17 protein-coding genes and 1 pseudogene are annotated in these 24,984 nt (G+C 74.1%); 7 read left to right on the forward strand and 11 right to left on the reverse strand.

Going from position 1 to position 24,984, the window contains the following annotated elements; genetic code table 11:
- Positions 1–73: 73 nt before the first annotated feature.
- Together ACFV0O_RS31820 and ACFV0O_RS31825 are read right to left on the reverse strand one after the other, a co-directional pair.
- Entirely contained in the window at positions 74–1,711 is a 1,638-nt protein-coding gene (locus ACFV0O_RS31820; protein ID WP_380347235.1) for an ABC-F family ATP-binding cassette domain-containing protein, read from the reverse strand.
- Between the two features lie 64 nt (positions 1,712–1,775).
- Entirely contained in the window at positions 1,776–2,993 is a 1,218-nt protein-coding gene (locus ACFV0O_RS31825) for a hypothetical protein (protein ID WP_360259829.1), read from the reverse strand.
- Positions 2,994–3,569: 576 nt separating this feature from the next.
- Here ACFV0O_RS31825 and ACFV0O_RS31830 point away from each other — a divergent pair.
- The gene (locus tag ACFV0O_RS31830; RefSeq protein ID WP_380347237.1) at positions 3,570–5,177 is read left to right on the forward strand and encodes an ABC-F family ATP-binding cassette domain-containing protein; all 1,608 of its coding nucleotides are present in this window, start codon (positions 3,570–3,572) and stop codon (positions 5,175–5,177) included.
- A gap of 366 nt (positions 5,178–5,543) precedes the next feature.
- Here the strand turns inward: ACFV0O_RS31830 and ACFV0O_RS31835 are convergent, their stop codons facing one another.
- The 5 genes from ACFV0O_RS31835 to ACFV0O_RS31855 all read right to left on the reverse strand — a co-directional run bounded on the left by ACFV0O_RS31835 (position 5,544) and on the right by ACFV0O_RS31855 (position 10,010).
- The gene (locus tag ACFV0O_RS31835; protein WP_380347239.1) at positions 5,544–6,194 is read right to left on the reverse strand and encodes a Pr6Pr family membrane protein; all 651 of its coding nucleotides are present in this window, start codon (positions 6,192–6,194) and stop codon (positions 5,544–5,546) included.
- Positions 6,195–6,373: 179 nt separating this feature from the next.
- Positions 6,374–6,991, reverse strand: coding sequence for a response regulator (locus tag ACFV0O_RS31840; RefSeq protein ID WP_380347272.1), 618 nt, complete (start codon positions 6,989–6,991; stop codon positions 6,374–6,376).
- 152 nt (positions 6,992–7,143) lie between these two features.
- Positions 7,144–8,415, reverse strand: coding sequence for a sensor histidine kinase (locus ACFV0O_RS31845; protein ID WP_380347240.1), 1,272 nt, complete (start codon positions 8,413–8,415; stop codon positions 7,144–7,146).
- Positions 8,412–9,395 (reverse strand): hypothetical protein, encoded by a 984-nt coding sequence (locus tag ACFV0O_RS31850; protein WP_380347241.1) that lies wholly within the window; start codon positions 9,393–9,395, stop codon positions 8,412–8,414. The genes ACFV0O_RS31845 and ACFV0O_RS31850 overlap by 4 nt, the downstream gene beginning before the upstream one ends.
- A gap of 81 nt (positions 9,396–9,476) precedes the next feature.
- The gene (locus tag ACFV0O_RS31855; protein ID WP_380347242.1) at positions 9,477–10,010 is read right to left on the reverse strand and encodes a GNAT family N-acetyltransferase; all 534 of its coding nucleotides are present in this window, start codon (positions 10,008–10,010) and stop codon (positions 9,477–9,479) included.
- Between the two features lie 292 nt (positions 10,011–10,302).
- Here ACFV0O_RS31855 and ACFV0O_RS31860 point away from each other — a divergent pair, with 292 nt between their 5' ends.
- From ACFV0O_RS31860 to ACFV0O_RS31875, 4 genes are all read left to right on the forward strand, one after another.
- Positions 10,303–11,553 (forward strand): CaiB/BaiF CoA transferase family protein, encoded by a 1,251-nt coding sequence (locus ACFV0O_RS31860; protein WP_380347243.1) that lies wholly within the window; start codon positions 10,303–10,305, stop codon positions 11,551–11,553.
- Positions 11,554–11,555: 2 nt separating this feature from the next.
- Positions 11,556–12,698, forward strand: coding sequence for an acyl-CoA dehydrogenase family protein (locus ACFV0O_RS31865; protein ID WP_380347244.1), 1,143 nt, complete (start codon positions 11,556–11,558; stop codon positions 12,696–12,698).
- Positions 12,699–12,838: 140 nt separating this feature from the next.
- A complete protein-coding gene (locus tag ACFV0O_RS31870) occupies positions 12,839–14,053 on the forward strand; it encodes an acetyl-CoA C-acetyltransferase (RefSeq protein ID WP_380347245.1) in 1,215 nt (404 codons plus the stop codon).
- A gap of 108 nt (positions 14,054–14,161) precedes the next feature.
- The gene (locus ACFV0O_RS31875) at positions 14,162–16,342 is read left to right on the forward strand and encodes a 3-hydroxyacyl-CoA dehydrogenase NAD-binding domain-containing protein (RefSeq protein WP_380347246.1); all 2,181 of its coding nucleotides are present in this window, start codon (positions 14,162–14,164) and stop codon (positions 16,340–16,342) included.
- 249 nt (positions 16,343–16,591) lie between these two features.
- On the opposite strand, the pseudogene ACFV0O_RS31880 reads toward ACFV0O_RS31875, so the two are convergent.
- The 4 genes and pseudogenes from ACFV0O_RS31880 to ACFV0O_RS31895 form a co-directional block, all read right to left on the reverse strand.
- Positions 16,592–17,311 (reverse strand): annotated as a pseudogene (locus tag ACFV0O_RS31880) (MerR family transcriptional regulator); the annotation flags it as partial.
- 566 nt (positions 17,312–17,877) lie between these two features.
- Complete coding sequence (locus tag ACFV0O_RS31885) at positions 17,878–18,921, reverse strand: 2-oxoglutarate and iron-dependent oxygenase domain-containing protein (protein WP_360259804.1); 1,044 nt, start codon at positions 18,919–18,921, stop codon at positions 17,878–17,880.
- A 348-nt stretch (positions 18,922–19,269) separates the two neighbouring features.
- Entirely contained in the window at positions 19,270–19,917 is a 648-nt protein-coding gene (locus ACFV0O_RS31890) for a response regulator transcription factor (RefSeq protein WP_360259802.1), read from the reverse strand.
- Positions 19,869–21,374: a sensor histidine kinase gene (locus ACFV0O_RS31895; RefSeq protein ID WP_380347247.1), complete on the reverse strand. Its 1,506-nt coding sequence runs from the start codon at positions 21,372–21,374 to the stop codon at positions 19,869–19,871. The genes ACFV0O_RS31890 and ACFV0O_RS31895 overlap by 49 nt, the downstream gene beginning before the upstream one ends.
- 277 nt (positions 21,375–21,651) lie before the next feature.
- Here ACFV0O_RS31895 and ACFV0O_RS31900 point away from each other — a divergent pair, with 277 nt between their 5' ends.
- Both ACFV0O_RS31900 and ACFV0O_RS31905 read left to right on the forward strand, forming a co-directional pair.
- Complete coding sequence (locus ACFV0O_RS31900; RefSeq protein ID WP_380347248.1) at positions 21,652–22,365, forward strand: ABC transporter ATP-binding protein; 714 nt, start codon at positions 21,652–21,654, stop codon at positions 22,363–22,365.
- Positions 22,366–22,453: 88 nt separating this feature from the next.
- Positions 22,454–24,847, forward strand: a complete 2,394-nt coding sequence (locus tag ACFV0O_RS31905; protein WP_380347249.1) for an FtsX-like permease family protein — start codon at positions 22,454–22,456, stop codon at positions 24,845–24,847.
- Positions 24,848–24,984 lie beyond the last annotated feature (137 nt).

Below are 24,984 nucleotides of genomic sequence, written 5' to 3' on the forward strand. Positions count from 1 at the left end.
ACAGCACAGCACATGACGGCCCCTCCGGGAAGAGGTAGAGACCAATCCCGGAGGGGTGCGACCACGCCGACGGCTACAGCTCGTGCACCCGGCCGCCGCGGACCTCGATCCGCCGGTTCACCGCGACGGTGTCCAGCATCCGCCGGTCGTGGGTGACCAGCAGCAGGGTGCCGGTGTACGAGCCGAGCGCGGACTCCAGCTGCTCGATCGCCGGGAGGTCCAGGTGGTTGGTGGGCTCGTCCAGCACCAGCAGGTTGACCCCGCGGGCCTGCAGCAGCGCCAGCGCGGCCCGGGTGCGCTCGCCGGGCGAGAGGGTGCCGGCCGGGCGCATCACGTGCACCGCCTTGAGGCCGAACTTGGCCAGCAGGGTGCGCACGTCCTCCGGCGACAGCTCCGGGACGGCGGCCGCGAAGGCCTCCGCCAGCGGCTCCCCGCCCAGGAACAGTCCGCGCGCCTGGTCCACCTCGCCGACCACCACGCCCGAGCCCAACGAGGCGCTGCCGCCGTCGAGTTCGAGTCGGCCGAGCAGCGCGGCCAGCAGCGTGGACTTGCCCGCGCCGTTGGCGCCGGTGATCGCGACCCGGTCGGCCCAGTCGATCTGCAGGTCCACCGGGCCGAAGGCGAAGTCGCCGCGCCGGGCCACGGCCCCGCGCAGGGTGGCGACCACCGAGCCGGAGCGCGGCGCGGTGGCGATCTCCATCCGCAGCTCCCACTCCTTGCGCGGCTCCTCGACCACGTCCAGCCGCTCGATCATCCGCTGGGTCTGGCGGGCCTTGGAGGCCTGCTTCTCGGTGGACTCGGCGCGCACCGCGCGGCCCATCTTGTCGTTGTCGGAGGACTTGCGGCGGGCGTTGCGCACGCCGTGCTCCATCCAGCCGCGCTGCATCCGGGCGCGGGCCTCCAGCCCGGCCTTGGTGTCGGCGTAGTCCTCGTACTCCTCGCGGGCGTGCCGGCGGGACACCGCCCGCTCCTCCAGGTACGCCTCGTAGCCGCCGCCGTACAGGTTGACCTGCTGCTGGTGCAGGTCCAGCTCCAGCACCTTGGTCACGGTGCGGGCCAGGAACTCGCGGTCGTGGCTGATCAGCACGGTGCCGGCGCGCAGGCCCTTGACGAAGGCCTCCAGCCGCTCCAGGCCGTCCAGGTCGAGGTCGTTGGTGGGCTCGTCGAGCAGGAAGACGTCGTAGCGGGAGAGCAGCAGCGAGGCGAGGCCGGCCCGGGCGGCCTGGCCGCCGGAGAGCGCGGTCATCGGCAGGTCGAGCGAGACCTTCAGCCCGAGCGAGTCGGCGACCTCCTCGGCGCGCTCCTCCAGGTCGGCGCCGCCGAGGTCCAGCCAGCGGTCCAGGCTCGTCGCGTACGCGTCGTCGGCGCCGGGCCGGCCCTCGACCAGGCCCTCGGTGGCCTCGTCCAGGGCGGCCTGGGCGGCCGCCACGCCGGTGCGGCGGGCCAGGAACGCGCGCACCGACTCGCCGTCGCGGCGCTCCGGCTCCTGCGGGAGGTGGCCGACGTTGGCACCGGCCGGGCTGAGCCGCAGCGAGCCGCCCTCGGGGGTGTCCAGGCCCGCCAGCAGCCGCAGCAGGGTCGACTTGCCGGCGCCGTTCACGCCGACCAGGCCGATCACGTCGCCGGGGGCGATGACCAGGTCCAGGCCGGAGAAGAGGGTGCGTTCGCCGTGACCGGCGCTGAGGTCCTTGACTACGAGTGTCGCGCTCATGATGGGGCCGATTGTAGGAGGAGCAGGGCCGCCCCCGGGACCGGTGGGGATCATCCCCGGTGGATCACTTGGCCTTCTTCGAGAAGTACTCGAACATGTGCTGGGCCACGTCCTCCAGGTACGGACCGGCCTCGTAGGTGTTCGCGCCGTTGCCGATGGAGGTGTCGCTGACCAGGGCCGGCTTGCCGTCCTTGGTGGCGTACCAGCCGCCGCCGCTGCTGCCGCCGGTCATGTTGCAGCCGATCAGCAGCATCGCCGGGCGGCTCGGGTCGCCGGTCTTCTTGGACGGCTTGCCGCCGTCGCAGTGCTCCAGCTCGACGCCGTCGAAGGGCTTGCCCTCCGGGAAGCCGTAGTTGGAGACCGAGGCGAGCTGGTCGCGCGGGGCGTTGAACCACAGCGGCACGGAGCCGCCGACGGTCTCCTCCAGCGACTTGCCGTTCGGGTCGGGGTTGGCGACCTTGATGATGCCGAAGTCGTACTGGCTCCACGGGCCGCCGTGCTCCGGGTCGGCCTCGCCGGTCCACTGCGGCGAGACCATGCCCGCGGTCGCGCCCCACTCGCCGTACGGCTCGGCGTCGTCCAGCTTGGACTTCTGCTTGTTGCCGTTGCTCAGCACGCCGTTGCTGTTGAACGCCGGGGCGAAGGTGATGTCGGTGTAGTACTTGTTGCCCTTGCCGCCGTGCAGGCAGTGGCTCGCGGTCCACACCAGGTTGCTCTTGCCGGGGTTGGCCGGGTCGGAGACGACGGTGCCGGAGCACACGTAGTCCTCGTTGCCGTCCTTGAAGAAGATCTTGCCGTTGACGTGCATGTTCTTCGGGAACGGGTGCGCCACGGGCTTCGCCGGGACCATGGCGGGCATCTGGTCCGGGCCGGCCGGCGGCTGGGCGGCGGTGGGCTGGGCCGGGGCGGCGCTGGTGGGCTGCGCGGTCGGCTGGGCGGGCGCCTGCGTCGGGTCCTGGGCGGGGGCCTGCGGCAGCGGCTTCGGCTTGGCGTCCAGCAGCTTCTGCAGGGTCCAGTAGCCCTTGACCGCCGGGGTGATGACGTTCGCCTGGGCCCACTTGTCCCAGTCCTCGAGCTTCCAGGTCTTCAGTTCCTCGACCGTCGGGAGCTTGATCGGGGCCGCGCCCGGCTTGCCGGTGGCACTGGCCGCGACCGAGGGAGCCGCGGTCTCGGCGCCGGCCGGGTCGGAGTTGTCCGGTCCGCACGCGGTGGCGACCACCATGGTCAGCGCGGCGACGGAGGCGCCCAGGACGGCACGGCTCGGCCGGGATATCGGTGACATGAGTTCAAATCCCCCTGTTGACTACCGCCATACGGCCCGTTCCTCGGGTACGGCCCCACCGGGCCGCAGGTATGGCAGGTGAGGAGTCTGCCATGCGGATAAGAATCTCCTTACACCCACCCCCGGCTGGGACGAGGCTGTCACCGGATCGGCACGGGATCGGCACGGGGCCTTCGTCGAGGCCCTGTTCGGGGTGCCGTCCGGGGTGCCGTCCGGGGTGCAGTCCGGGTCCGGCTGTGCCGTCCGGGTCCCGCCGGGGCCCCGCCCCGGGCCCTTTGCGGGGGTTGCGGCCGGGCCCGGAAAACCGGTTGCACGCGTTTCCCGAGGTGCCTAGCGTGGTCGGGGTCATCAGCCAGACAAGGAGAAGGCCGTTGCTCTACTGAGGTCCCGGGACACCGCCCCGCCGCGCAGGCCCAGTTGCCGCGTGGTGCGCGTGTGTGCGACCTCAGTCACGGCCCCGTGGCGATCCTCCGTGTGACGCCACCCCTTCGTCCTCCTCGGCCGTACCGGTTCCGCACCAGCGGTGTCTCCCCGTGTTGCTCACCACCCCTTCGGCAACCACCCCGGGAGGCCCACATGGCACAACCCACCACCGCCGTCCTCTGCACCGACCTCACCTTCGAGTGGCCCGACGGCAAACCCGTCCTGGACGGCTTCCACCTCGCCGTCGGCCCCGGCCGCACCGGCCTGATCGGGCTCAACGGCGCGGGCAAGTCCACCCTGCTGCGGCTGATCGCCGGCGACCTCACCCCGGCCGGCGGCACCGTCCGGGTCGACGGCGAACTCGGCTACCTGCCACAGGGCCTGACGCTCGACACCACGCTGCGGGTGGACGAGGCGCTCGGCGTCCGGGCCGCCCGCGAGGCCCTGCACGCCATCGAGTCCGGCGACACCGACCAGCGCCACTTCGACGCCGTCGGCGACGACTGGGACGTCGAGGAGCGCGCCCGCGCCACGCTCGACCGGCTCGGCCTGCACCGCCTCGGCCTCGACCGCACCACGGGCGAACTCTCCGGCGGCGAGGCGGTGCTGCTGCGGCTGGCCGCCCTGCTGATGGCCCGCCCGGACGTCCTGCTGCTGGACGAGCCCACCAACAACCTCGACCGGGCCGCGCGCGAGCGGCTCTACGAGACGGTGGCCGACTGGCACGGCGTGATGCTGATCGTCAGCCACGACCGCGAGCTGCTGCGTCACGTCGACCGGATCGCCGACCTGCGGGACGGCGAAGTCGCCTGGTACGGCGGCAACTTCGAGGAGTACGAACGCACCCTCGCGGCCCAGCAGGAGACGGCCGAGCGGCTGCTGCGCAACGCCGAGGCCGACGTCCAGCGCCAGAAGCGGGACTTGGTCGAGGCCCGGAGCCGGCTCGACCGCAGCGCCGCGTACGGCAAGAAGCGCTCGGTCACCCGCAACGACCCGCACATCTTCGCCGGGATGCTCAAGCGCAAGGGCCAGGAGACCGCCGGGCGGATCCAGGGCATGCACACCGAGCGGCTGGAGGAGGCCAGGGCACGGCTCAGCGCGGCCGAGGAGGCGGTGCGCGACGACGCCGAGATCCGGATCGACCTGCCGCGCACCGCCGTCCCGGCCGGGCGCACCGTGCTCACCCTGCAGAAGGTCCGGCTGCCGCACGGCGGCACCGCCGAGCTCGACCTGCGCGGTCCCGAGCGGATCGCCCTGGTCGGCCGCAACGGGGCGGGGAAGTCCACCTTGCTGCGCACCATCGCGGGCGAACTCGCGCCGCTGGAGGGGGAGATCACCACCCCGGTGCCGCTGCGGCACCTCCCGCAGCGGCTCGACCTGCTGGACGACGCGCTCAGCGTCGCGGAGAACGTCAAGCGGTTCGCCCCCGCCGCCGGGGACAACGCGATCCGTGCCCGGCTGGCCCGCTTCCTGTTCCGCGGCGCCCGCGCCGACCAGCCGGCCGCGACGCTCTCCGGCGGCGAGCGGTTCCGCGCGACCCTGGCCGCGCTGCTGCTGGCCGACCCGCCGCCGCAGCTGCTGCTGCTCGACGAGCCGACCAACAACCTGGACCTGGCCAGTGTCCGCCAGCTCACCCAGGCGCTGGCCGCGTACCGGGGCGCGCTGGTCGTGGCCAGCCACGACCTGCCGTTCCTGCGCGGCCTGGGCGTGACCAGGTGGCTGGAGCTGGACGGGGACCTGCGGGCGGTGGAGCCGATGTAGCGGGTACCGGGCCGGGAGAGGGCCAGGGAAAGGGCGCGGAGGCGCGCACGGGCAGCGCGGCGCCGGCCGAGGTCGGCGCCGCGGTTACTGCCGGTCGAGGCCGGTGCCGCGGTTACTGCCGGTCGCCCCCGGCGTCGTCGGTGAGCACCCGTTGGGCCGTGCTCAGGGCCGGGTCCCTGGGCACGGCCGGCTCGTCGGGGCCGCCACGGGGAGGATCGACAGCGAACCGTTCTGACGGCGGGTGAGAAGGGGACGCCGGGCGCGATGCGCTGCGCCGGTGCCCGCGGCCCTGGTCCGCCGTCGGTGCCCGCCGCCCGTCTTCGCCGCGGGTGTCCGCCGCCGGTGTCCGAGGGTCAGGTCCGCGGGTCAGGTCTGCGGTGCGGGCCGCACCTTGCCCGCGACCAGCGTCCCGAGCCGGTCCAGCCCGACGACGAGGACGGCCAGGACGACGAACTCGACGGTCAGCTGGGCGATCTGGCCCCAGACGTAGCCGTAGCCCCTGGTGGTCGGGTCGAAGAAGAAGTACGGGTAGGGCAGCGGGTAGTCGTCGAACAGCGCGTTACGGGCGAGCACGATCGCCGCGTAGCCGAGCGGGAAGGCCAGCCAGAGCGGGATGTCCTTCCAGGCCGCCGCGTTGCGCGGCTTCAGTACCAGCCAGTCGGCGATCACCATCACCGGTGTGACGTAGTGCAGGAAGAACGACGACCAGTGCGCCAGTCTGTCCGGGCCGCCGACCAGCCCCGGCAGCGGGCTGGCGCCGTGCTGCAGCAGGACGTGCGAGACCAGTCCGGTGATCAGGATGTACAGCGTGGCGGCGCCGCGCAGCCGGGGCGCGGGTGCGTCCACGCTGTCGCGCTTGAGCATCCAGTACACCGCTCCGATGAAGTAGCCGAGCACGATCACGTTGCTCTGCACGGTGAAGTACACCAGCGGTGCCGTCCCGAGGGTCAGGCCGAGGCCCGCCGAGAACACGATTCCCATGCGCCACCACAGCGCGGGTCGGGTCCGGACTGTCATGCGGCCACCAGTTCGTTTCAGGCGATACGGGAGGTATCGGACGGCTGAGGGGAAGACCGCACTCTACTCGCCGGTACCGGGGAGGTGGAACCCGCGTGCGATTCCCCGCGGCTGCCCGCGCCGCCTCCGGGCCCTCGCGGCCCGCTGCCCGCTGCCCGCAGGCATCACGCAGCGGGCCCTCAGCCCGGCAGCACGAAGCCCGACTCGTACGCCGCGATGACCGCCTGGGTGCGGTCCCGTGCGCCGAGCTTGGCGAGCACGCTGCCGACGTGCGTCTTCACCGTCTCCTGACTGACCACCAGCCGCGCCGCGATCTCGCCGTTGTTGAGTCCGGTGGCCATCAGCCGCAGCACCTGCCCCTCCCGCTCGGTCAGCCGGCCGACCGGTCCCCGGCCGGCCGAGGACTCCCGGCGGCGGTCCGTGCCGTGGCGCACCGCGAGTTCGCGGACGGCCGCCGGGAAGAGCAGCGAGTCCCCGCGCGCGACCAGTCGCACCGCCTGCACCATCTCCTCCGCCCGCGCCCGCTTCAGCAGGAACCCGGCCGCGCCCGCGCGCAGCGCGTCGTACACGTGGTCGTCGTGCTCGAAGGTGGTGACCACCAGGATCCGCGGCGGCTCGGCCATCCCGCCGACCAACTGCTCGGTGGCCCGGATCCCGTTGATGCCCGGCATCCGGACGTCCATCAGCACGACGTCCGGTCGCAGTTCGCGCACCAGGGGGACGACCTCGGCGCCGTCGGCGGCCTCGCCGACCACGGTGAGGTCCGGCTCGGCGTCGATCACCACCCGCAGGCCCATCCGGACCAGCCGTTCGTCGTCCGCGATCACCACGCGGATGTCGTCCGCACCGCCGTCCGCGCCGGTCCTCCCGCCGTCGTCCGCCCCGCCGCGTGCGCCGCCGTCCGCCCCGCCGTTCATGCCGTGTCCCTCGCTCACCGTGTCCCCGCCGTTCACCGTGCAGTCCCTCCCAGCGGCAGCCAGACGGCCAGCCGCCACGTCGTTCCGTCCGCGCTCGGCCCCGCCGTGCTGCCGCCGCGCAGCGCCGTCGCGCGCTCCCCGATGCCGCGCAGCCCGCGTCCGCCGCCGGGGCGGCTCGGCCGGGCGGGGCCCAGCGGGTTGGTCAGTTCGATCTCCAGCCGGTCCCCGGCCAGCCCGACCCGCAGTCCGGCAGGCGCCGGTCCGGCGTGCCGCAGCACATTGGTCAGGCCCTCCTGCACGATCCGGTACGCCTCGCGGGAGACCGGCGCGGGCAGGCCGGGCAGGCCTGGGGCCAGCTCGGCGTCCACCGTCACGCCGGTGCGGGCGAGCTGGCGGAGCAGGTCGTCCAGTCCGGCGAGGGTGGGCCCGGCCGGTCCGGTGGCCTCCGGGTCCTCCTCGCGCAGCAGGCCGAGCACGGTGTCGAGTTCGGCGACGGCCGCCCGCGCCGTCTCCTCGATCGCCTGCAGCGCCTCGGCGGCGAAGGCGGGGTCGGTGCGCAGTACCCGGGCGGCCGCCGAGGCCTGGATGCCGACCGCGCTGAGCGCGTGCCCGACCGAGTCGTGCAGTTCGCGGGCCAGCCGGTTGCGCTGGGCGAGTACGGTGGCCCGGCGCTCGGCGGTGGCCAGCCGCTCCTCCGGGGTCGGGCCGAGCAGGGCGGGGGCCCAGCGGGCGAGCAGCGCGCCGAAGCCCGCGTTGGCGAGCACGATCAGCAGCAGGACGGCCAGGCCCAGCAACGGTCCGGTGATCATCCAGCCGGGGAAGCGGTTCTCCCAGAACGCGGCGAGGTCCCGGGCGCCGCCGAAGGAGCACATCAGCACCACCGCGAACGGCGCCCCGGCCAGCGTCATCCCGGCGACCACCCCGCCGAAGAACAGGTGCAGGACGAACCAGAGCGCGGTGCGCCGGCGGGCCGGCCAGGAGCGGGCCGGCCCGGTGGCCAACTCCTCCGCCCGGGGCGCCGCGCACAGCGCCCGCGCGGCCGCGCCCTCCAGCCCCCGGACGGTCGGCACCAGTGCGGTGACGGCGGCCATCGGCAGCGAGGTGAACAGCGAGAGGAACTGCAGCAGCGCCTGCCGGGCGGGCGCCTGGGCGGCGTCGAGCGCGCCGAGCACCACCACCGACAGCAGCCAGTACGGCATCAGCAGCGCGCCGCCCAGCACCAGGTGCACCCAGCGCAGCCGGGCCCGCCGTCCGACCAGCGCCCCCGCCGCACGCCGCAGCCGTGTGCCCGCCCCCGTGATCACCCGGGTGACTCTACGTCAGCAGGGTGGTGGCGGGCCCCCCATTCGGTGAGCGCGATCGCGCCGGCGGCCAGCATCAGCAGGCCGGCCGAGAACTGCCCGGCCTGCACCAGCACCATCAGTCCGGGTACCGCGCCCGGCAGGTCGGGCACCGTCGTCGACGTCCCGAACGCCACCAACTGGTAGCCGCCCCAGCCGAACAGCGAGCCGGCGCCGATCCAGGCCGCCGTCAGCGGTACCCGCAGCCGTCGTCCCGGCCCGATCCGGAACGCGAGCACCAGCAGTGCCGCCGCCGCGACCACCGCCATGGCGGCGGTGACGGCCTCCATCGTCGCGATGGACCGGCCGCGGTCGTCGGCCCAGCGCAGCGGGAGCCCCACCGTCCCGCCGGCGGCCCAGTAGGCCCGGGCCGCCGCGACGCCGAGCGCGACCGGGGCGGCGACGGCGGCGAGGGCGCGCTGCACGTTGCGGGTGGGGGAGTCGGGCAGGTCGCCGATCCGGGCCCGCAACAGGCCCGCCCAGCGACGGCGGGCGTAGAGCACGAAGGCGGTGATCAGGGCGATGCCCTGTACTCCGAAGCCGCCGTAGACCAGGGCGAACACCCAGCCCGCCAGCCCGTCGTCGGCGTGCTGCCCGGGCGGGCGGTGCTCCGGGCCGAGCACGAGCGAGGAGAGGAGGTCCGCCGGTACGGCGACCAGGATCGTCCCGAGCAGTCCGGTCGCGACCCACATCGGGAACGCCACCAGTCCGGCGGCCGCCCGGCGCCCCCACGGCCGGACGAAGGCGAGCGCGAGGGCGAGCGCGATCGCGTCCATGCCGAAGGTGAGGAGGTTGAGCGTCCACAGTCCGTCCAGCGCCCCCGGATCGCGCACACCGACCTCGGAGCCGGTCAGCCAGAGCAGCTTCAGCGTCAGGTAGGGGACGGTGGCGGTCATCGCGACCCCGGCCGCCACCACCCGTACCGCGTCGTCCTTGTGTCTCATGCCCCCACGGTCGCGTCCCGCCCGGGCCCCGGTCCTCAGCCCTGGGCGGGATCCCCCTCCCCCCGGCGGGGGATTCGCGGCTCAGGCCATCCGGTGGATCAGTCGGTCCTCCTCGTCGACCCGCCCGTCCGGGTCGGCCACCAGCCCGAGCCGTTCGGCGAGCCGGCGGGAGGGCAGGTTGTCGGCCCAGATCAGGGCGACCACCGGGATCCCGGGGAACCGCGGGCGCCCCTGCGCCATCGCCGCGCGGGCCGCCTCCGCCGCGTACCCCTGGCCCCAGGCGGACGGCCGGAACCGGTAGTAGAGGTTGAACACCCGCTCCCCGTCCAGGGTGTGCAGGTACAGCCCGGCGAAGCCGATGATCACCTCCGGCTCCTCGCGCCTGGCCACGGCGCAGTACCCGATCCCGTCCCGCACCCAGTCGGCCACGAAGCCGTCCAGCGCCTCCTGGGCGGCCGCGAGGTCCCGCTGCGGCCCGTGCGGGTTGTACCGGTTGGTCTCCGGATCCCCGTGCACGGCGAACATGGCCTCGGCGTCCCCCTGCTGCGGCTGTGTGAGCACCAGCCGCTCGGAGACGGCGACGACCGTGCGGGTGGTGTGCTGGGCGGTGCTCATGACGATTCCCCCGTCGTGATTCGTAATGGATGCCTCGCAGGATAGGCCATTACATGTGCAGGTGCCCGTCGATATTCCCGGCTGTGCGGACCGGCGGCCGGACCGGCTCGCGGCGGAGCGGCGCGGAGGTCTTGTTACCGGCGGGTCGCTTGCCTATCATCCCGAGTGTTACAGCTTTACTGTCAAACCCCGAAGGGTTCTGCGGCCAGTGCGTGACACAAGCAGTCCAGCGGGCCCGGGCGGCCCGGCCCCGTCCGCGGGCGGACCGCCGGCGGGCGGACCGCTGGCGGGCGTGCGGGTGGTGGAACTCGCGGGTATCGGGCCGGGCCCGTTCGCCGCGATGCTGCTCGGGGACCTCGGGGCGGACGTGGTGCGGGTGGACCGGCCGGAGCCCTCGCCGCTCGGGACGGACCCGGCGTACGACCTCAGCAACCGCAACAAGCGCTCCGTGCTGGTCGACCTGAAGTCGCCCGGCGGGCCGGGGCTGGTGCTGGACCTCGTCGAGCGGGCCGACCTGCTGATCGAGGGCTACCGGCCCGGTGTCGCGGAGCGGCTCGGCGTCGGCCCGCAGGCGTGCCTGGCGCGCAACCCGGCACTGGTGTACGGCCGGATGACCGGATGGGGACAGGACGGGCCCCGGGCCGCGACGGCCGGGCACGACCTCGGGTACGCGGCGGTCGCCGGGGTGCTGGGGATGGTCGCGGCGGCGCCGGGCGGCGCCGACCAGGCGCCCGGGATCCCGGCCAACCTGCTGGGCGACTACGCGGGCGGCTCGCTCTACCTGGTCGTCGGCCTGCTCGCCGGACTGCACCATGCCCGGGCCACCGGCGCGGGCCAGGTGGTGGACGCCGCGATCGTGGACGGTGCGGCACACCTCGGCAGCATGCTCTGGGGGCTGCTCGCGGCCGGCCACTGGCAGGACCGCCGGGGCGTCAACCTGCTGGACGGCGGTGCACCGTTCTACGCGGTCTACCGGGCCGCCGACGGCGGACACCTGGCCGTCGGCGCGCTGGAGCCGCGCTTCTACGCCGAGTTCGCCCGACTGCTGGAGCTCGGCCCCGACGCGCCCGGCCAGTACGACCCCGCCCGTTGGCCGGAGCTGCGGGCCCGGATCGCGGCCCGCTTCGCCACCCGGACCAGGAGTGAGTGGGAGGCGGTCTTCGAAGGCTCCGACGCCTGCGTCGAAGCGGTGTTGACGATGCGTCAAGCTGCGGTCGACGGCCACCTGGCGGCGCGCGGGACGTACGTCGAGGCGGACGGCGTCACCCAGCCCGCCCCCGCCCCGCGCTTCTCCGCCACCCCCGGCGCGCTGCGCCGCCCGCCGGCCCGGCCGGGGGCGGACACCGTAGAGGTGGCCCGGGACTGGGGCGTCCCGGGCCTCGGCGCCGCGGCGGGCGATCCGACGGCGGACGGTTCCGGGACCGACCGCTCCGGGACTGACGGCTCCGGCGCGGGCCGCTTCGGGACTGACCGTTCCGGGGCGGGCCGCTCCGAGCCGGACGAGGCCGCTGCGGTCGACACCGCGGCAGAGCAAGGAGAGTAGCGTTGCAGCGCGAGATCTTCACCGAGCAGCACGACGACTTCCGGGCCACCGTGCGGGCCTTCCTCGCCAAGGAGGTGCTGCCGCACTACGACCGCTGGGAGAAGGCCGGGATCGTCGACCGCTCCGTCTGGCTCGCGGCCGGACGCCAGGGCCTCCTCGGCATCGCCGTCCCCGAGGAGTACGGCGGTGGCGGCACCCCGGACTTCCGCTACGCCGCCGTGCTGGCCGAGGAGTTCGCCCGGGCCGGCGCCTCCGGGCTGGCGATCGGCCTGCACAACGACATCATCGGCCCCTACCTCACCTCGCTCGCCACCGAGGAGCAGAAGCGCCGCTGGCTGCCCGGCTTCTGCTCCGGCGAGCTGATCACCGCGATCGCGATGACCGAGCCCGGCACCGGCTCCGACCTGCAGGGCATCCGCACCCAGGCGGTCGACCGGGGTGACCACTTCCTGCTCAACGGCGCCAAGACCTTCATCTCCAACGGCATCCTCGCCGACCTGGTCGTCGTGGTCGCCCGGACCACCCCCGAGGGCGGCGCGCACGGTCTGAGCCTGCTGGCCGTCGAGCGCGGCACGCCCGGCTTCGAGCGCGGCCGCAACCTCGACAAGATCGGCCAGAAGGCCCAGGACACCGCCGAGCTGTTCTTCGAGGACGTCCGGGTGCCGAAGGAGAACCTGCTCGGCGAACTCGACGGCGGCTTCGTCCACCTGATGCAGAACCTCGCCCAGGAGCGGCTCACCATTGCGGCCTCGGCGATCGCCGGCGCCGAGTACCTGGTCGAGATCACCACCGACTACGTCAAGCAGCGCGAGGCGTTCGGCCGGCCGCTGGCCACGTTGCAGCACGTCCGCTTCGAGATCGCCGAACTGGCCACCGAATGCGCCGTCACCCGGACCTTCGTCGACCGCTGCATCACCGAGCACAACCGCTACGCGCTCACTCCGGCCGACGCCTCGATGGCCAAGTGGTGGGCCACCGAGCTGCAGAAGCGCACCGCCGACCGCTGCCTCCAACTGCACGGCGGCTACGGGTACATGACCGAGTTCCCGGTCGCCCGGGCGTTCACCGACGGCCGCATCCAGACCATCTACGGCGGCACCACCGAGATCATGAAGGAGATCGTGGGCCGTTCCATCCTCGGCTGACCCCTCCGGCGAACCCCTCCCGGGCCTGGCCCGGCACCGGAACCCCGAAGCCCCGAAGTCCCCGGGCCCCGAAGCCCCGGCCCCGAAGCTCTGACAGCTCTGAAGCCCTGAAGTCCGAAGCCCCGAAAGGCATTCCCATCGTGACCACCGAAGCGTACGTCTACGACGCGATCCGCACCCCGCGCGGCCGGGGCAAGGCCACCGGCTCGCTGCACGCCACCAAGCCGATCGACCTGGTCGTCGGCCTGATCCACGAACTGCGCCGCCGGTTCCCCGAGCTGGACCCGGCCGCGATCGACGACATCGTGCTGGGCGTGGTCAGCCCGGTCGGGGACCAGGGCTCCGACATCGCCCGGATCGCCGCCGTCGCGGCCGGCCTGCCCGACACCGTCGCCGGGGTCCAGGAGAACCGCTTCTGCGCCTCCGGCCTGGAGGCCGTCAACCTGGCCGCGGCCAAGGTCCGTTCGGGCTGGGAGGACCTGGTCCTGGCCGGCGGCGTGGAGTCGATGTCCCGGGTCAAGATGGCCTCCGACGGCGGCGCCTGGTTCGCCGACCCGATGACCGCCTACGAGACCAACTTCGTCCCGCAGGGCATCGGCGCCGACCTGATCGCCACCATCGAGGGCCTCTCCCGCACCGACGTGGACGCCTTCGCCGCCGAGTCCCAGGCCCGCGCCGCCAAGGCCCAGGCCGACGGCCTGTTCGACCGCTCGGTGGTCCCGGTGCGCGACCGCAACGGCCTGGTCGTGCTGGAGCGCGACGAGTTCATCCGCCCCGGCACCACCGTCGAGACCCTGGCCGGCCTCAAGCCCTCCTTCGCCCAGATCGGCGAGGCCGGCGGCTTCGACGCCGTCGCCCTGCAGAAGTACCACTGGGTGGAGGCCATCGACCACGTCCACCACGCGGGCAACTCCTCCGGCATCGTGGACGGCGCCGCCCTCGTCGCCATCGGCAACCGCGAGGTCGGCGAGCGGTACGGGCTGCGTCCGCGCGCCCGGATCGTCTCCGCCGCCGTCTCCGGCTCCGAGCCGACCATCATGCTCACCGGCCCCGCCCCGGCGACCCGCAAGGCGCTCGCCAAGGCCGGTCTGACCGCCGCCGACATCGACCTGGTCGAGATCAACGAGGCCTTCGCCGCCGTCGCGCTCCGGTTCATCCGCGAACTCGGCTTCCGTCCCGACCAGGTGAACGTCAACGGCGGCGCGATCGCCCTCGGCCACCCGCTCGGCGCCACCGGCGCGATGCTGCTCGGCACCGTCGTCGACGAACTGGAACGGCGCGACCTGCGCTACGGCCTGATCACCCTCTGCGTGGGCGGCGGCATGGGCATCGCCACCATCGTCGAGCGCGTCTGAGCCCACCCGTCGCCCGCCGCCACCCTTCCCGGGGCACGTTCCCCCGGACCCCGTCCGGGAGACCCCTCGCGTGGCACCTCGCTTTGCAGACCTGGAGACCGTGAACCCATGAGCGACACCACCACCATCCGCTGGGAGCAGGACCAGGACGGCGTGGTCACCCTCGTCCTCGACGACCCCACCCAGTCCGTCAACACCATGAACGAGGCCTTCACCGCCGACTTCGAGACCGTCGTCGGCCGGCTGGCCGGACTCGGGGACGCGCTGCGCGGAGTGGTGATCACCTCCGCCAAGAAGACCTTCTTCGCCGGCGGGGACCTGCGGATGCTCTCCGCGGCCCGCCCCGAGGACGCCGAAGCCGTCTTCGAGAAGTCGATGCGGATCAAGCGCTCGCTGCGCACGCTGGAGACCCTCGGCAAGCCGGTCGTCGCCGCCGTCAACGGCAGCGCGCTCGGCGGCGGCCTGGAGCTCGCCCTCGCCTGCCACCACCGCATCGCGCTGAACACCCCGGCGAGCCGGATCGGCCTGCCCGAGGTCACCCTCGGCCTGCTGCCGGGCGGCGGCGGAGTGGTCCGCACCGTGCGGCTGTTCGGCATCACCGACGCCCTGCTGAAGTACCTGCTGCAGGGCCGCCAGTACCGCCCGGCGCAGGCGCTGGAGCACGGCCTGGTGCACGAACTGGTCGACAGCACCGAGGAGTTGACCACCCGTGCGCGCGCCTGGATCGAGGCCAACCCGACCGCCGTCCAGCCCTGGGACGTCAAGGGCCACAAGATCCCCGGCGGCACCCCGACCACCCCGGCCTTCGCCGCCAACCTGCCCGCCTTCCCCGCCAACCTGCGCAAGCAGCTGAACGGCGCGCCCTACCCGGCCCCGCGCAACATCCTGGCCGCCGCGGTCGAGAGCGCCCAGGTGGACGTCGACACCGCGATGGTGATCGAGGCCCGCTACTTCACCGAGCTCGCCTGCGGCCAGACCAGCAAGAACATGATCCAGGCGCTGTTCTTCGACATGCAGGCGGTCAACTCCGGTGCCGGGCGCCCCAAGGACATCGAGCGCCGGACGGTCCGCAAGGTCGCCGTGCTCGGCGCCGGGATGATGGGCGCGGGCATCGCCTACGCCTGCGCCAAGGCCGGCATCGAGGTCGTCCTCAAGGACGTGAGCACCGAGGCCGCCGAGCGCGGGAAGGCCTACTCCGAGGGGCTGCTGAACAAGGCCGTCGCACGCGGCCGCTCCACCGAGGCCAAGCGCGACGAACTGCTCGCCCGGATCACCCCCACCGGCGACGCCGCCGACCTGGCCGGCTGCGACGCGGTGATCGAGGCGGTCTTCGAGAACACCGAGCTCAAGCACAAGGTGTTCCAGGAGGTCGAGGGCGTCGTCGCCCCCGACGCGCTGCTCTGCTCCAACACCTCCACGCTGCCGATCGGCGTGCTCGCCGAAGGCGTCCGGCGCACCGGCGACTTCATCGGCCTGCACTTCTTCTCTCCGGTCGACAAGATGCGGCTGGTGGAGATCATCCGCGGCCCGCAGACCGGCGACGAGGCCCTCGCCCGCGCCTTCGACCTGGTCCGGCAGATCGACCGGACCCCGATCGTCGTCAACGACTCCCGAGGCTTCTTCACCTCGCGGGTCATCGGCCAGTTCCTCAACGAGGGCGTCGCCATGGTCGGCGAGGGCATCCACCCCGCCTCCGTCGAGCAGGCCGCCGCCCAGGCCGGCTACCCCGCCAAGGTGCTCTCCCTGATGGACGAGCTCACCCTCACCCTCCCGCGCAAGATCCGCGACGAGTACCGGCGCTCGGTCGAGGGCGGCGGCGGCACCTGGACGCCGCACCCGGCCGACGCAGTGGTCGACCGGATGGTCGACGATTTCGGCCGCCCGGGCCGCAGCGGCGGCGCCGGCTTCTACGAGTACGGCGAGGACGGCCGGCGCGGGCGGCTCTGGCCGGGACTGCTGGAGCACTTCACCGCTTCCGGTGCGGACGCCGCCGAGGTGCCCTTCGAGGACCTCAAGGAGCGGATGCTGTTCAGCGAGGCGCTGGACTCGGTGCGCTGCCTGGAGGAGGGCGTGCTGACCTCGGTCGCCGACGCCAACGTCGGCTCGATCCTCGGCATCGGCTTCCCCGCCTGGACCGGCGGCGTCTTCCAGTACATCAACGGGTACGAGGGCGGCCCGGCCGGCTTCGCGGCCCGCGCCCGCGAACTCGCCGCCGCGTACGGCGAGCGGTTCGCGCCGCCGGCGCTGCTGGAGCGGATCGCGGCCGAGGGGCGGACGTTCACGGACTGACCCGGGTGCCGCCCGGGGTCGGGCGGTGCCGTGTTCCGCACGGTGCCGCCCGACCCCGGGGCCTCACGCCCGGCGGGGTTCCCCGGCCGGCCCGTCGGATTCCTGCCCGGCCGGTTGTCCGGGCGCCTGTCCGGTCGGCTGTCCGGGCTCGTGTCCGGGCTCGTATCCGGCCGGTTGTCCGGGCTCGTGTCCGGGCTCGTGTCCGGCCGGTGGCCCGGTCGGTTCGGCGGGCAGCACCACGGTCAGTTCCTCGCCGAGTTCCTCCCGGAGCGAGCGCTGGAACGCCGTGACCAGGGCCTGCGCCACCATCGGCTGGATGTGGTCCGTCAACGCCTTCATCCGGGCCAGCTCGTCCGGGGCCGGCTCGCTCTCCCGGAACGGCTTCCACACCGTCTCCCGGAACAGCCGCTGCAACTCCCGTGCCGTCGCCCGGCTGTGCTCCAGCACCACCGCCCGGGCGGTCAGTAGCGTCTCCAACGGGATCGGCACGTCCAGGATCCGCACGCCCAGCGGCAGCAGGCCCGGATCCACCCGGAACACCTCCGGGTCGTCGGTCCGCTCCAGCGCCCCCATCGCCGCGAGCCGTCCGACCTGCTCCTCCGACAGCCCCCGCCCGGTGCGCCGTTCCAACTGGGCCCGGCCCAGCTCCTCGACGGCCTCCGGCGTCCAGGACGCCACCAGCGCCCGGTGGATCGCCAGGTCCAGCGGAGTGCTGTCCTCCGGCAGCCGCGCCAGGTAACGCTCGATCGCCGCCAGCGTCAGCCCCTGCCGCTGCAACTCCTCGATCAGCCCCAGCCGGTCCAGGTGCGCCGCGCCGTACAACCCCACCCGCCGCGGCCCCAGTTCCGGCGGCGGCAGCAGCCCCTTCGTCCCGTAGAACCGCACCGTCCGCACCGTCACCCCGGCCCGCGCCGCCAACTCGTCCACCGTCAGCCGCACCTCGCCCGCTACGGCGCCGTGCTCCCCCATCTGCTGCCTCCCGCGCTGGCACACTCCTGCTGTGACAGCAGCAGTGTGACAGTGCGGCCCGTGCCGGTCCACCGGCGGCGGGTGGCGGGCCGTGCGTGGTCGGCCGCGGGTGGGCGCGGCGGGTGGTGGGCAGTAGGCGGCGAGCTGTGGGTCGGGCGCGGCGGGTGGTGGGCGGTAGGCGGCGGGCTGTGGGTCGGGCGCGGCGGTGGACGGGGGCCGGCGTGCGGTCGGGCGGAACACCGTGACGCCGACGCGGGCGGGGTGCCGGTTCCGCAGGACGGGGTCACGCCGACGCCCCCGCCCTTCCGCCGGAGGTCCGGCTCGGGTCGGGGGCGTCGCGTGGGGCCGCCCGGAATCTCCCGGGGTCTCCCGTGTTTCCACGGGTCCCCTGGGCTCCCCGGCCGGTCGGGGCCTCCGGTCCTTCGGGGCTGCCGCGTGCGGTGGGCGGTGGGCCCGGGTGCAGCCCCTCCACTCGTTGAGGCCGAAGCCGGATCACCCGCGGGCGACCCGGATCACCCCGGGGGGTGAGCCGGGCCACCCCCGCGGCGGCGCGCTGTCGGGGAGGGTCAGGCGAGGGCGGCGTGGTGGCGGCGGGTGACTTCGGGGTGGGCCCGGGTGTAGCCCTTCCACTCGTTGAGGCCGAAGTCGGCGAAGAGGGGGTTGTCGGGGTCCTCGGTGGCGCCGGGGGCGTGGTGGGCGAGCGGGAAGTCCAGCGGCGCGATGTGGGCGTCGAGGCGCGGGTTGTAGAAGAACGGGACGGAGAAGCGCTCGCGGGCGCCGGCCGGGCTGACGACCCGGTGGCTGGTGGCCTTGAGGTAGCCGTCCGTGGCGACCTCCAGCAGTTCGCCGAGGTTGACGACGAACGCGCCCTCCATCGGCGGCACGTCCAGGAAGCTGCCGTCCTGGCGCTCGACCTGGAGTCCGCCCACGGTGTCCTGGAGCAGCAGGGTGATGAAGCCGTAGTCCTTGTGGGCGCCGACGCCCTGGCCGGCGCCGTCCGGGGCGGTTCCGGGGTAGCGGACCAGCTTGAGGCGCAGGTGGGGGTGGCCCGCGAAGGCCTCGTCGTAGAAGTCGGGGCGGGCACCGATCGCGGTGAGGAGTTCATGCAGCAGCCGGCGGGCGACCCCGCCGAGGTGGTCGATCCAGCCGAGTGCGGCGGTGCGCAGTTCGGGGAGCGCCGCAGGCCACTGGTTGGGGCCCTCCAGCCACCAGTACGGGGGCTCGCCGGCGCCGGGGACGTGCGCGGGCAGCTCGGCACCGATGTCCAGCTGGTCGCGCCAGTCCTGGCTGCCGCCGGTTCGTTCGTCGCCGGTGCGGGTGTAGCCCCGGTAGTGGGGGGAGTTGAGGTTGCTCACGGCGAGCCGGTCGGCTTCGGGGAGGGTGAAGAAGGCGCGCATGGCCCGGGTGAGCGCGGCCGTCTCCTCCGGGGTGACACCGTGGCCGACGAGCTGGAAGAAGCCGACGCCGGTGGCCGCGGCGCGGAGTTCGTCGTGCAGGCGGCGGCGGTCTTCCGCACTGCCGTCGGCGAGCGAGAGGTCGATCACCGGGAGGGCGTCCGCGGGGGTGGAACCGGAGCCGGTTTCGGATATGGGGGTGTGCTGCTGCGTCATGTGTGACATCCGCTGGGTCTCGTCCCGGCCGGGCCCGGTGGTCGACCGGGGGCGCCTGAGCAGGGCCTGGTGCGGCGGGTGCTCCGGGTGCCGGGAGGCGGGGGCGGCCGGGTGGGGCCGCCGTTGAGGGTGGGTGGTGAGAGGTTCAGCCGGAGCGTCGACAGGACATGGTGGTCACGCGGAGCAGGTCCACGTGACGGCGGCGAACAAGGATGAGCACCTCACCAGCCTAAATGACCGGTTCGGCGGCGGGCGAGCCCCCTGCAGCGGAGGGCCACTCATCACTTGTCGGTGGTCGTTCAGTCACGGAGCGTTCGATCATTCGCGTACGGCGGTCGGCGGCCCCTTTCAGGCGTTGTTGAGGTAGGCCAGGACCGCCAGGACCCGGCGGTTGTCGTCGTCGGAGGGCTGGAGGTCGAGCCGGACGAAGATCGACGCGGTGTGCTTGGCGACTGCCCGTTCGGTGATCACCAGCTGCTGGGCGATGGCGGCGTTGGAACGGCCCTCCGCCATCAGGCCCAGCACCTGCCGCTCGCGGGGGGAGAGGGTGGAGACCGGGCCGGCCGAGGAGTTGTGGGTGAGCAGCCGGGTGATCACCTCCGGATCCATCGCGGTACCGCCCTGGGCGACCCGCCGGACGGAGTCGATGAACTGGGCGCCGTCCATCACCCGGTCCTTGAGCAGGTAGCCGATCCCGCCGGTGCTGCCGGCCAGCAGCTCGCGCGCGTACAGCTGCTCCACGAACTGCGACAACACCAGGACGGGCAGGCCCGGGTGCGCCTGACGGGCGGCCAGCGCGGCCCGCAGCCCCTCGTCGGTGAAGCCCGGCGGCAGCCGGACGTCGACCACGGCGATGTCGGGCCGGTCGGCGTCCACCGCGGCGAGCAGTTGGTCGCCGTTCTCGACCGCCGCGGTGACCTCCATGCCGTTGGCCTCCAGCAGCCGGGTCAGGCCGTCCCGGAGGAGGAAGAGGTCTTCGGCGATGACAACGCGCACGGGATCTCCAGGTTCACGATGGTCGGACCACCGGACGGGCTGCTGATCGCGAGCACCCCGTCGAAGGCGGCCAGTCGGCGTTCGGTTCCGCTGAGGCCGGTGCCCCGGGACGGGTCGGCGCCGCCGCGCCCGTCGTCGGTCACCGATATCCGCAACAGCCCGCCACTGTGCCCTATTTCGATCCACACGTGCGAGGCGCCCGCGTGCTTCACCACGTTGGCCAGCAACTCGGTGACCGCGAAGTAGGCGGCCGACTCCACCGGGGCGGGTACCCGGCCCGGCAGGGCGCCGGTGAAGGTGACCGGCAGTGGCAGGTCCAGTGCCGTCGCCTGCACCGCGTCGGCCAGTCCGCGGTCGGCGAGCACCGGGGGGTGGATGCCGCGGACCAGGTCCCGCAGCTCTCCCAGTGCCTTCACCGAGGACGTCCGGGCCTCCGCCAGCAGCGGGCCCAGGGCGTCCGGGTCGTCCTTCAGCTGCTCGGCCACGGTCAGCAGCATGCCCAGGGCCACCAGCCGGGCCTGCGCCCCGTCGTGCAGGTCCCGCTCGATCCGGCGCAGTTCGGCGGCCCCGGCGTCGATGGTGTCCGCCCGTGTCCGGGCCAGGTGGCTGACCTGGTGGGCGAGTTCGGCTCGGCGGGAGGGGCCGAGCAGGGCCCGGGCGGTCCACTCGTGGATCCGCAGGACCGGCGGGGCGGCCCACAGCGCGGCCACCGGGGCGACGGTCAGGCCCATCCCGTAGATCACGCCGAGCGCGACGAACGGCCCGTTCCGGCCGAAGACCTGCAGGGCGACCGGGGTCAGCACGATGACCGCGGCGGTGAGGAGCACCGTGCAGCCGGTGAGCAGCACCCAGGCGAGGTCCCGCCAGGTCGCCGGGTCGGTCAGCCAGCCGCCGGCCCGGAGCCGCTGCCAGGGGCCGGTGGCGCCGGGCGGTCGGCGGTACGGCACCGGGACCGGCCGGCCGCTCCACTTCCCGACCACCCGCCTGCTCTCCGTCGCGGTCCAGCGCGCGCCGAACAGGGCGAGGACCAGCAGGGAGGGCGCCAGCCAGAGCGAGACGGAGCGGCCGCCCGGTGCGGCTCCGCCGTAGAGGTGCGTCGCCATCACCGCGATCGCGCCCGGCGCGAACAGGGCGGCCCCGACGGCTCGGCCACCGCCCCCGGTGGCCCAGCAGAGTGCCCAGAGGGCGACCGGCCCCAACGGCACCGTCAGGATCAGCGGGCCGCCCGGCCCGAACGGCCGGGACTCGTCCGGGCCGAACAGCGCGGCGGCCAGCAGGACCGGCCCGGCCAGCAGCGAGACCAGGCCCGTCACGGCCAGCGTCACGGCGTACCAGGCACGCACGCCGTCCACGAGGGCCTGGCCCATCTGCCGGGCGGCCCGGCCGGTCGCCCCCGTCGCACCCGCCCCTGCTCCCGCGCCGCCCGTCCCCGTTCCGGTGCTCGCGTCCGGCCTCATGATGCGCCCCCTCGCCGTCCCGGAGTCCCCGTCCGGGGGCTCCGAAGCCCTTGGCCCCGAAGCCCCCGAGGGCCCGGTGCCGATCTTTCGGTGAGTCAGTCTGCCCGGCCGCCGCGGTCGGCGCTCTAGGCCTGGACACCTACTTCGGGGTGTATCTGGATACACCCCGCAGAGGCCGTCCAGGCGGCTGTCCGCACCCCCGTGCCGATTCGTAGCGTCATGTCCCGTCAGCCGGCCCGGGTCCCTCCGGTGCCGGACCCCGAACCGTGGAGGGCCCGTGAACGCGCCGATCATCCGGATCCGCGGCGTCAGCAGGACGTACGACCGATCCGCCTCCGCCCGCCCCGCCCTGGCCGGCCTCGACTTGGAGGTACGGGCCGGCGAGGCGCTGGCCGTGGTCGGCCGCTCGGGCAGCGGCAAGTCCACCCTGCTGAACCTGATCGCGGGCCTCGACCGCCCGAGCGAGGGAGCGGTGGAGGTGGACGGCGTGGCCGTCCACCGGCTCGGCGAGGCCGCGCTGGCCGAGTACCGGCGGCGCCGGATCGGCATGGTGTTCCAGTTCTTCAACCTGCTGGACGACCTGAACGTCGAGGACAACGTCCTGCTCCCGGCCCAGCTCGCCGGGATGCGGAAGGAGCAGGCCCGCGCCCGGGCCGGCGAGCTGCTGGAGCGGCTGGGGGTGGCCCGGCACGCCAGGGCCTTCCCCGGCCGGCTCTCCGGCGGTGAGCGCCAACGGGTCGCGGTGGCGCGGGCGTTGATGAACCGCCCGCCGTTGCTGCTGGCCGACGAGCCCACCGGGGCGCTGGACACCGCCTCGGCCGCCGACGTCCGCGACCTGCTGCGCGGGCTCAACGCCGAGGGCCAGACGATCCTGCTGGTCACCCATGACACCGCGCTCGCCGAGGCCTGCGCGGACCGGACGATCGAGCTGCTCGACGGCCGGCTGGTCCGGGACACCGCGGCCGTGCCCGCTCCCGGGGGCGCGCGGTGATCCGGGGGCGGGGAGCGCGGTGGAGCGGGCTGACGGGGAACGGGTGCGGGCGGGCGAACGCCGCGCAGGAGCGGAACGGGGTGGGCGGATGAGCGCCCTCGGCAAGGTGGTCCGGGCCGGGGTGGGCCGCAAGCGGGTGCAGACCCTGGTCATGGTGCTCACCACGATGATGTCCGTGACGGCGTGCATCCTCGCGATCGGGCTGCTGGTCGCCGCCCGTGGCCCGTACCAGCGGTCCTTCGCCGACCAGCACGGCGCACACCTCAACGTGCTGTACGACCCGGCCGGGGCGAGCCCCGCCCAGCTCGCCGCGGCCGCCCACGCGCCCGGCGTGACGGCCTCGGCCGGTCCCTACCCGGCGGTCACCGTCCGGGCGCGGACGGGAGAGGACACCAGGATCCCGCCGCCGGGCAGCCCGCTCCCGCCGATGACACTGGTCGGCCGGGCCCAGGACGGCCCGATGGACGGCCTGCGGATCACCACGGGCCGCTGGGTCGCGGGCCCCGGCGAGGTGGTGTTCCTCGACGGCCACTCCCCGCTGGCCGTCGGCGACAGCATGCGGTTCCCGGACCTGCCGGGGCAGCCGACGCTCAAGGTCGTCGGCCTCGCCGCCTCCGTCTCCTGGAGCGCGGACGGCTGGGTCGCCCCCGAGCAGGTCGCCGGGCTGACGGCGCCCGGCACGACGCCCGCCGCCCAGTACCTCTACCGCTTCGCCCGCGCCGGTACCGACGCCGAAGTGGAGGCCGACCACGCCGCGATCGCTGCCGCGGTGCCGCCCGGCGCACTCACCAGGGCGACCTCCTACCGACCCGCCCAGGCGGAGGCGGACCGGACGGCCTCGACCTTCGTCCCGTTCGTCACGGCCTTCGGGGTGCTCGGCCTCGCCCTGTCGGTGCTGATCATCGGCGTCGTGGTCAGTGGCGCGGTCACCGCCGCCACCCGGCGGATCGGTGTTCTGAAGGCCCTGGGCTTCACGCCGGCCCAGGTGACGCGCGCCTACGTCGGCCAGGCGCTGATCCCTGCCGGAGCGGGCACGGCACTCGGCGTGCTCGGCGGCAACCTGCTCTCCGTGCCCGTCCTCGGCATGGCCCACAAGGCCCTGCGCGGCGGTCTGCTCGGCATCCCGCTCTGGGTGGACCTCACGGTCGCGGCGGCGGCCCTGGCCGCCGTGACGGGCACCGCGCTGGTGCCGGCCCTGCGGGCCGGACGGCTGCGCACGGTGGAGGCGCTCGCGGTCGGCCGGACGGCGCCGGGCGTCGAACGGGCCGCCGCCCGGGGCGGTGCGGGCCGGGCCGGGACGGCGGGCCTCCTGACGGGGATCCGGAACGGGATCGGCCGACTGCCGGTGCCGCGCTCGCTGAGCCTCGGGCTGGCGGGCCCGTTCCACCGGCCTGGCCGTTCGGTGACGACGGGGGCTGCGGTGGTGCTCGGCACGGCCGGAGTCACGCTCTGCGTCGGCCTGACGCTCTCGCTCGGCCTGGTCCAGGACGGTCTGGAGGCCGGGCGCGCCGACAAGGTCGTGGTCCGGACCCCGATCGAGGGCACCACGGAGCCCGTCGACCAGGTGGACGAGGCGGCCGTGGCGCGGGCGATCGGCGCCCGCCCGGGGACCAGGGCCTGGTACAGCACCGTCCCGTCGCCGGTGGCCCTGGCCGGGAACACCGGGCGCTCGGACGTGGTCGCGTTCAGCGGCGACGCCTCGTGGAACGGCTACCAGCTGGTCACCGGCCGCTGGTTCCACGGACCCGGCGAGGTCGTGGTCGGAGCGGCCTACCTCCGCGCCAACCAGGCGAAGGCCGGCGACACCGTGACCCTCACCGACCACGGGCGCACCACCCCGGCGAAGATCACCGGCGAGGTTCTGACCACCGGGGACTCCGTATTCCTGGACCGGGCCGCGCTGGCCCCGATCGGCGGCGCCGTCGCCACCGAGGCGATCTCCTTCCACATCGACCTCACCCCCGGCACCGACGCGAAGGCGTACGCCGACGCGCTCGACGACGTGGTCCGGCCGATGGGATTGGGCGCCGAGCCGGGCGAGCAGCACATCAGCATCGTGGTGCTGGCGATGAACACCCTGGCGGGCACGCTCACGCTGCTGCTCTCCGTGGTCGCGGGGCTCGGGGTGCTCAACACAGTGCTGCTGGACACCCGGGAGCGGGTACACGACCTCGGCGTGCTCAAGGCGCTCGGGATGTCGCCCCGGCAGACCGTCGGCATGGTGCTCACCTCGGTCTGCGGGAGCGGGCTGGTGGCCGGCCTGATCGGGGTGCCGATCGGGATCCTGGTGCACCACCAGGTGATGCCGGCGATGGCCCGCGCCGCCGGGATCGGCGTGCCCGGCGAGGACCTCGGGGTCTTCGACCCGTCGGTGGTGGGGCCGCTGATACTCGGTGGGCTGGTGCTGGCCCTGCTCGGCGCAGCGCTCCCCGCCACCTGGGCGGCCCGGACCCGGACGGTCACGGCGCTACGGACGGAGTGACGGCAGGAGAGCGCTCGGCGGCGGCCCGCTCCCGCAGGACCGCCCCCTGCGGGAGCGGCCCGTCCGGGCGCAGCTACCGCAGGGGCAGCCGCACCCAGGAGCAGCCCGTCCCGGAGCAGCCGAACTCGGAACAGCCG

Origin of the sequence: Kitasatospora sp. NPDC059577 (assembly GCF_042735475.1) — a bacterium.
Classification (GTDB): domain Bacteria; phylum Actinomycetota; class Actinomycetes; order Streptomycetales; family Streptomycetaceae; genus Kitasatospora.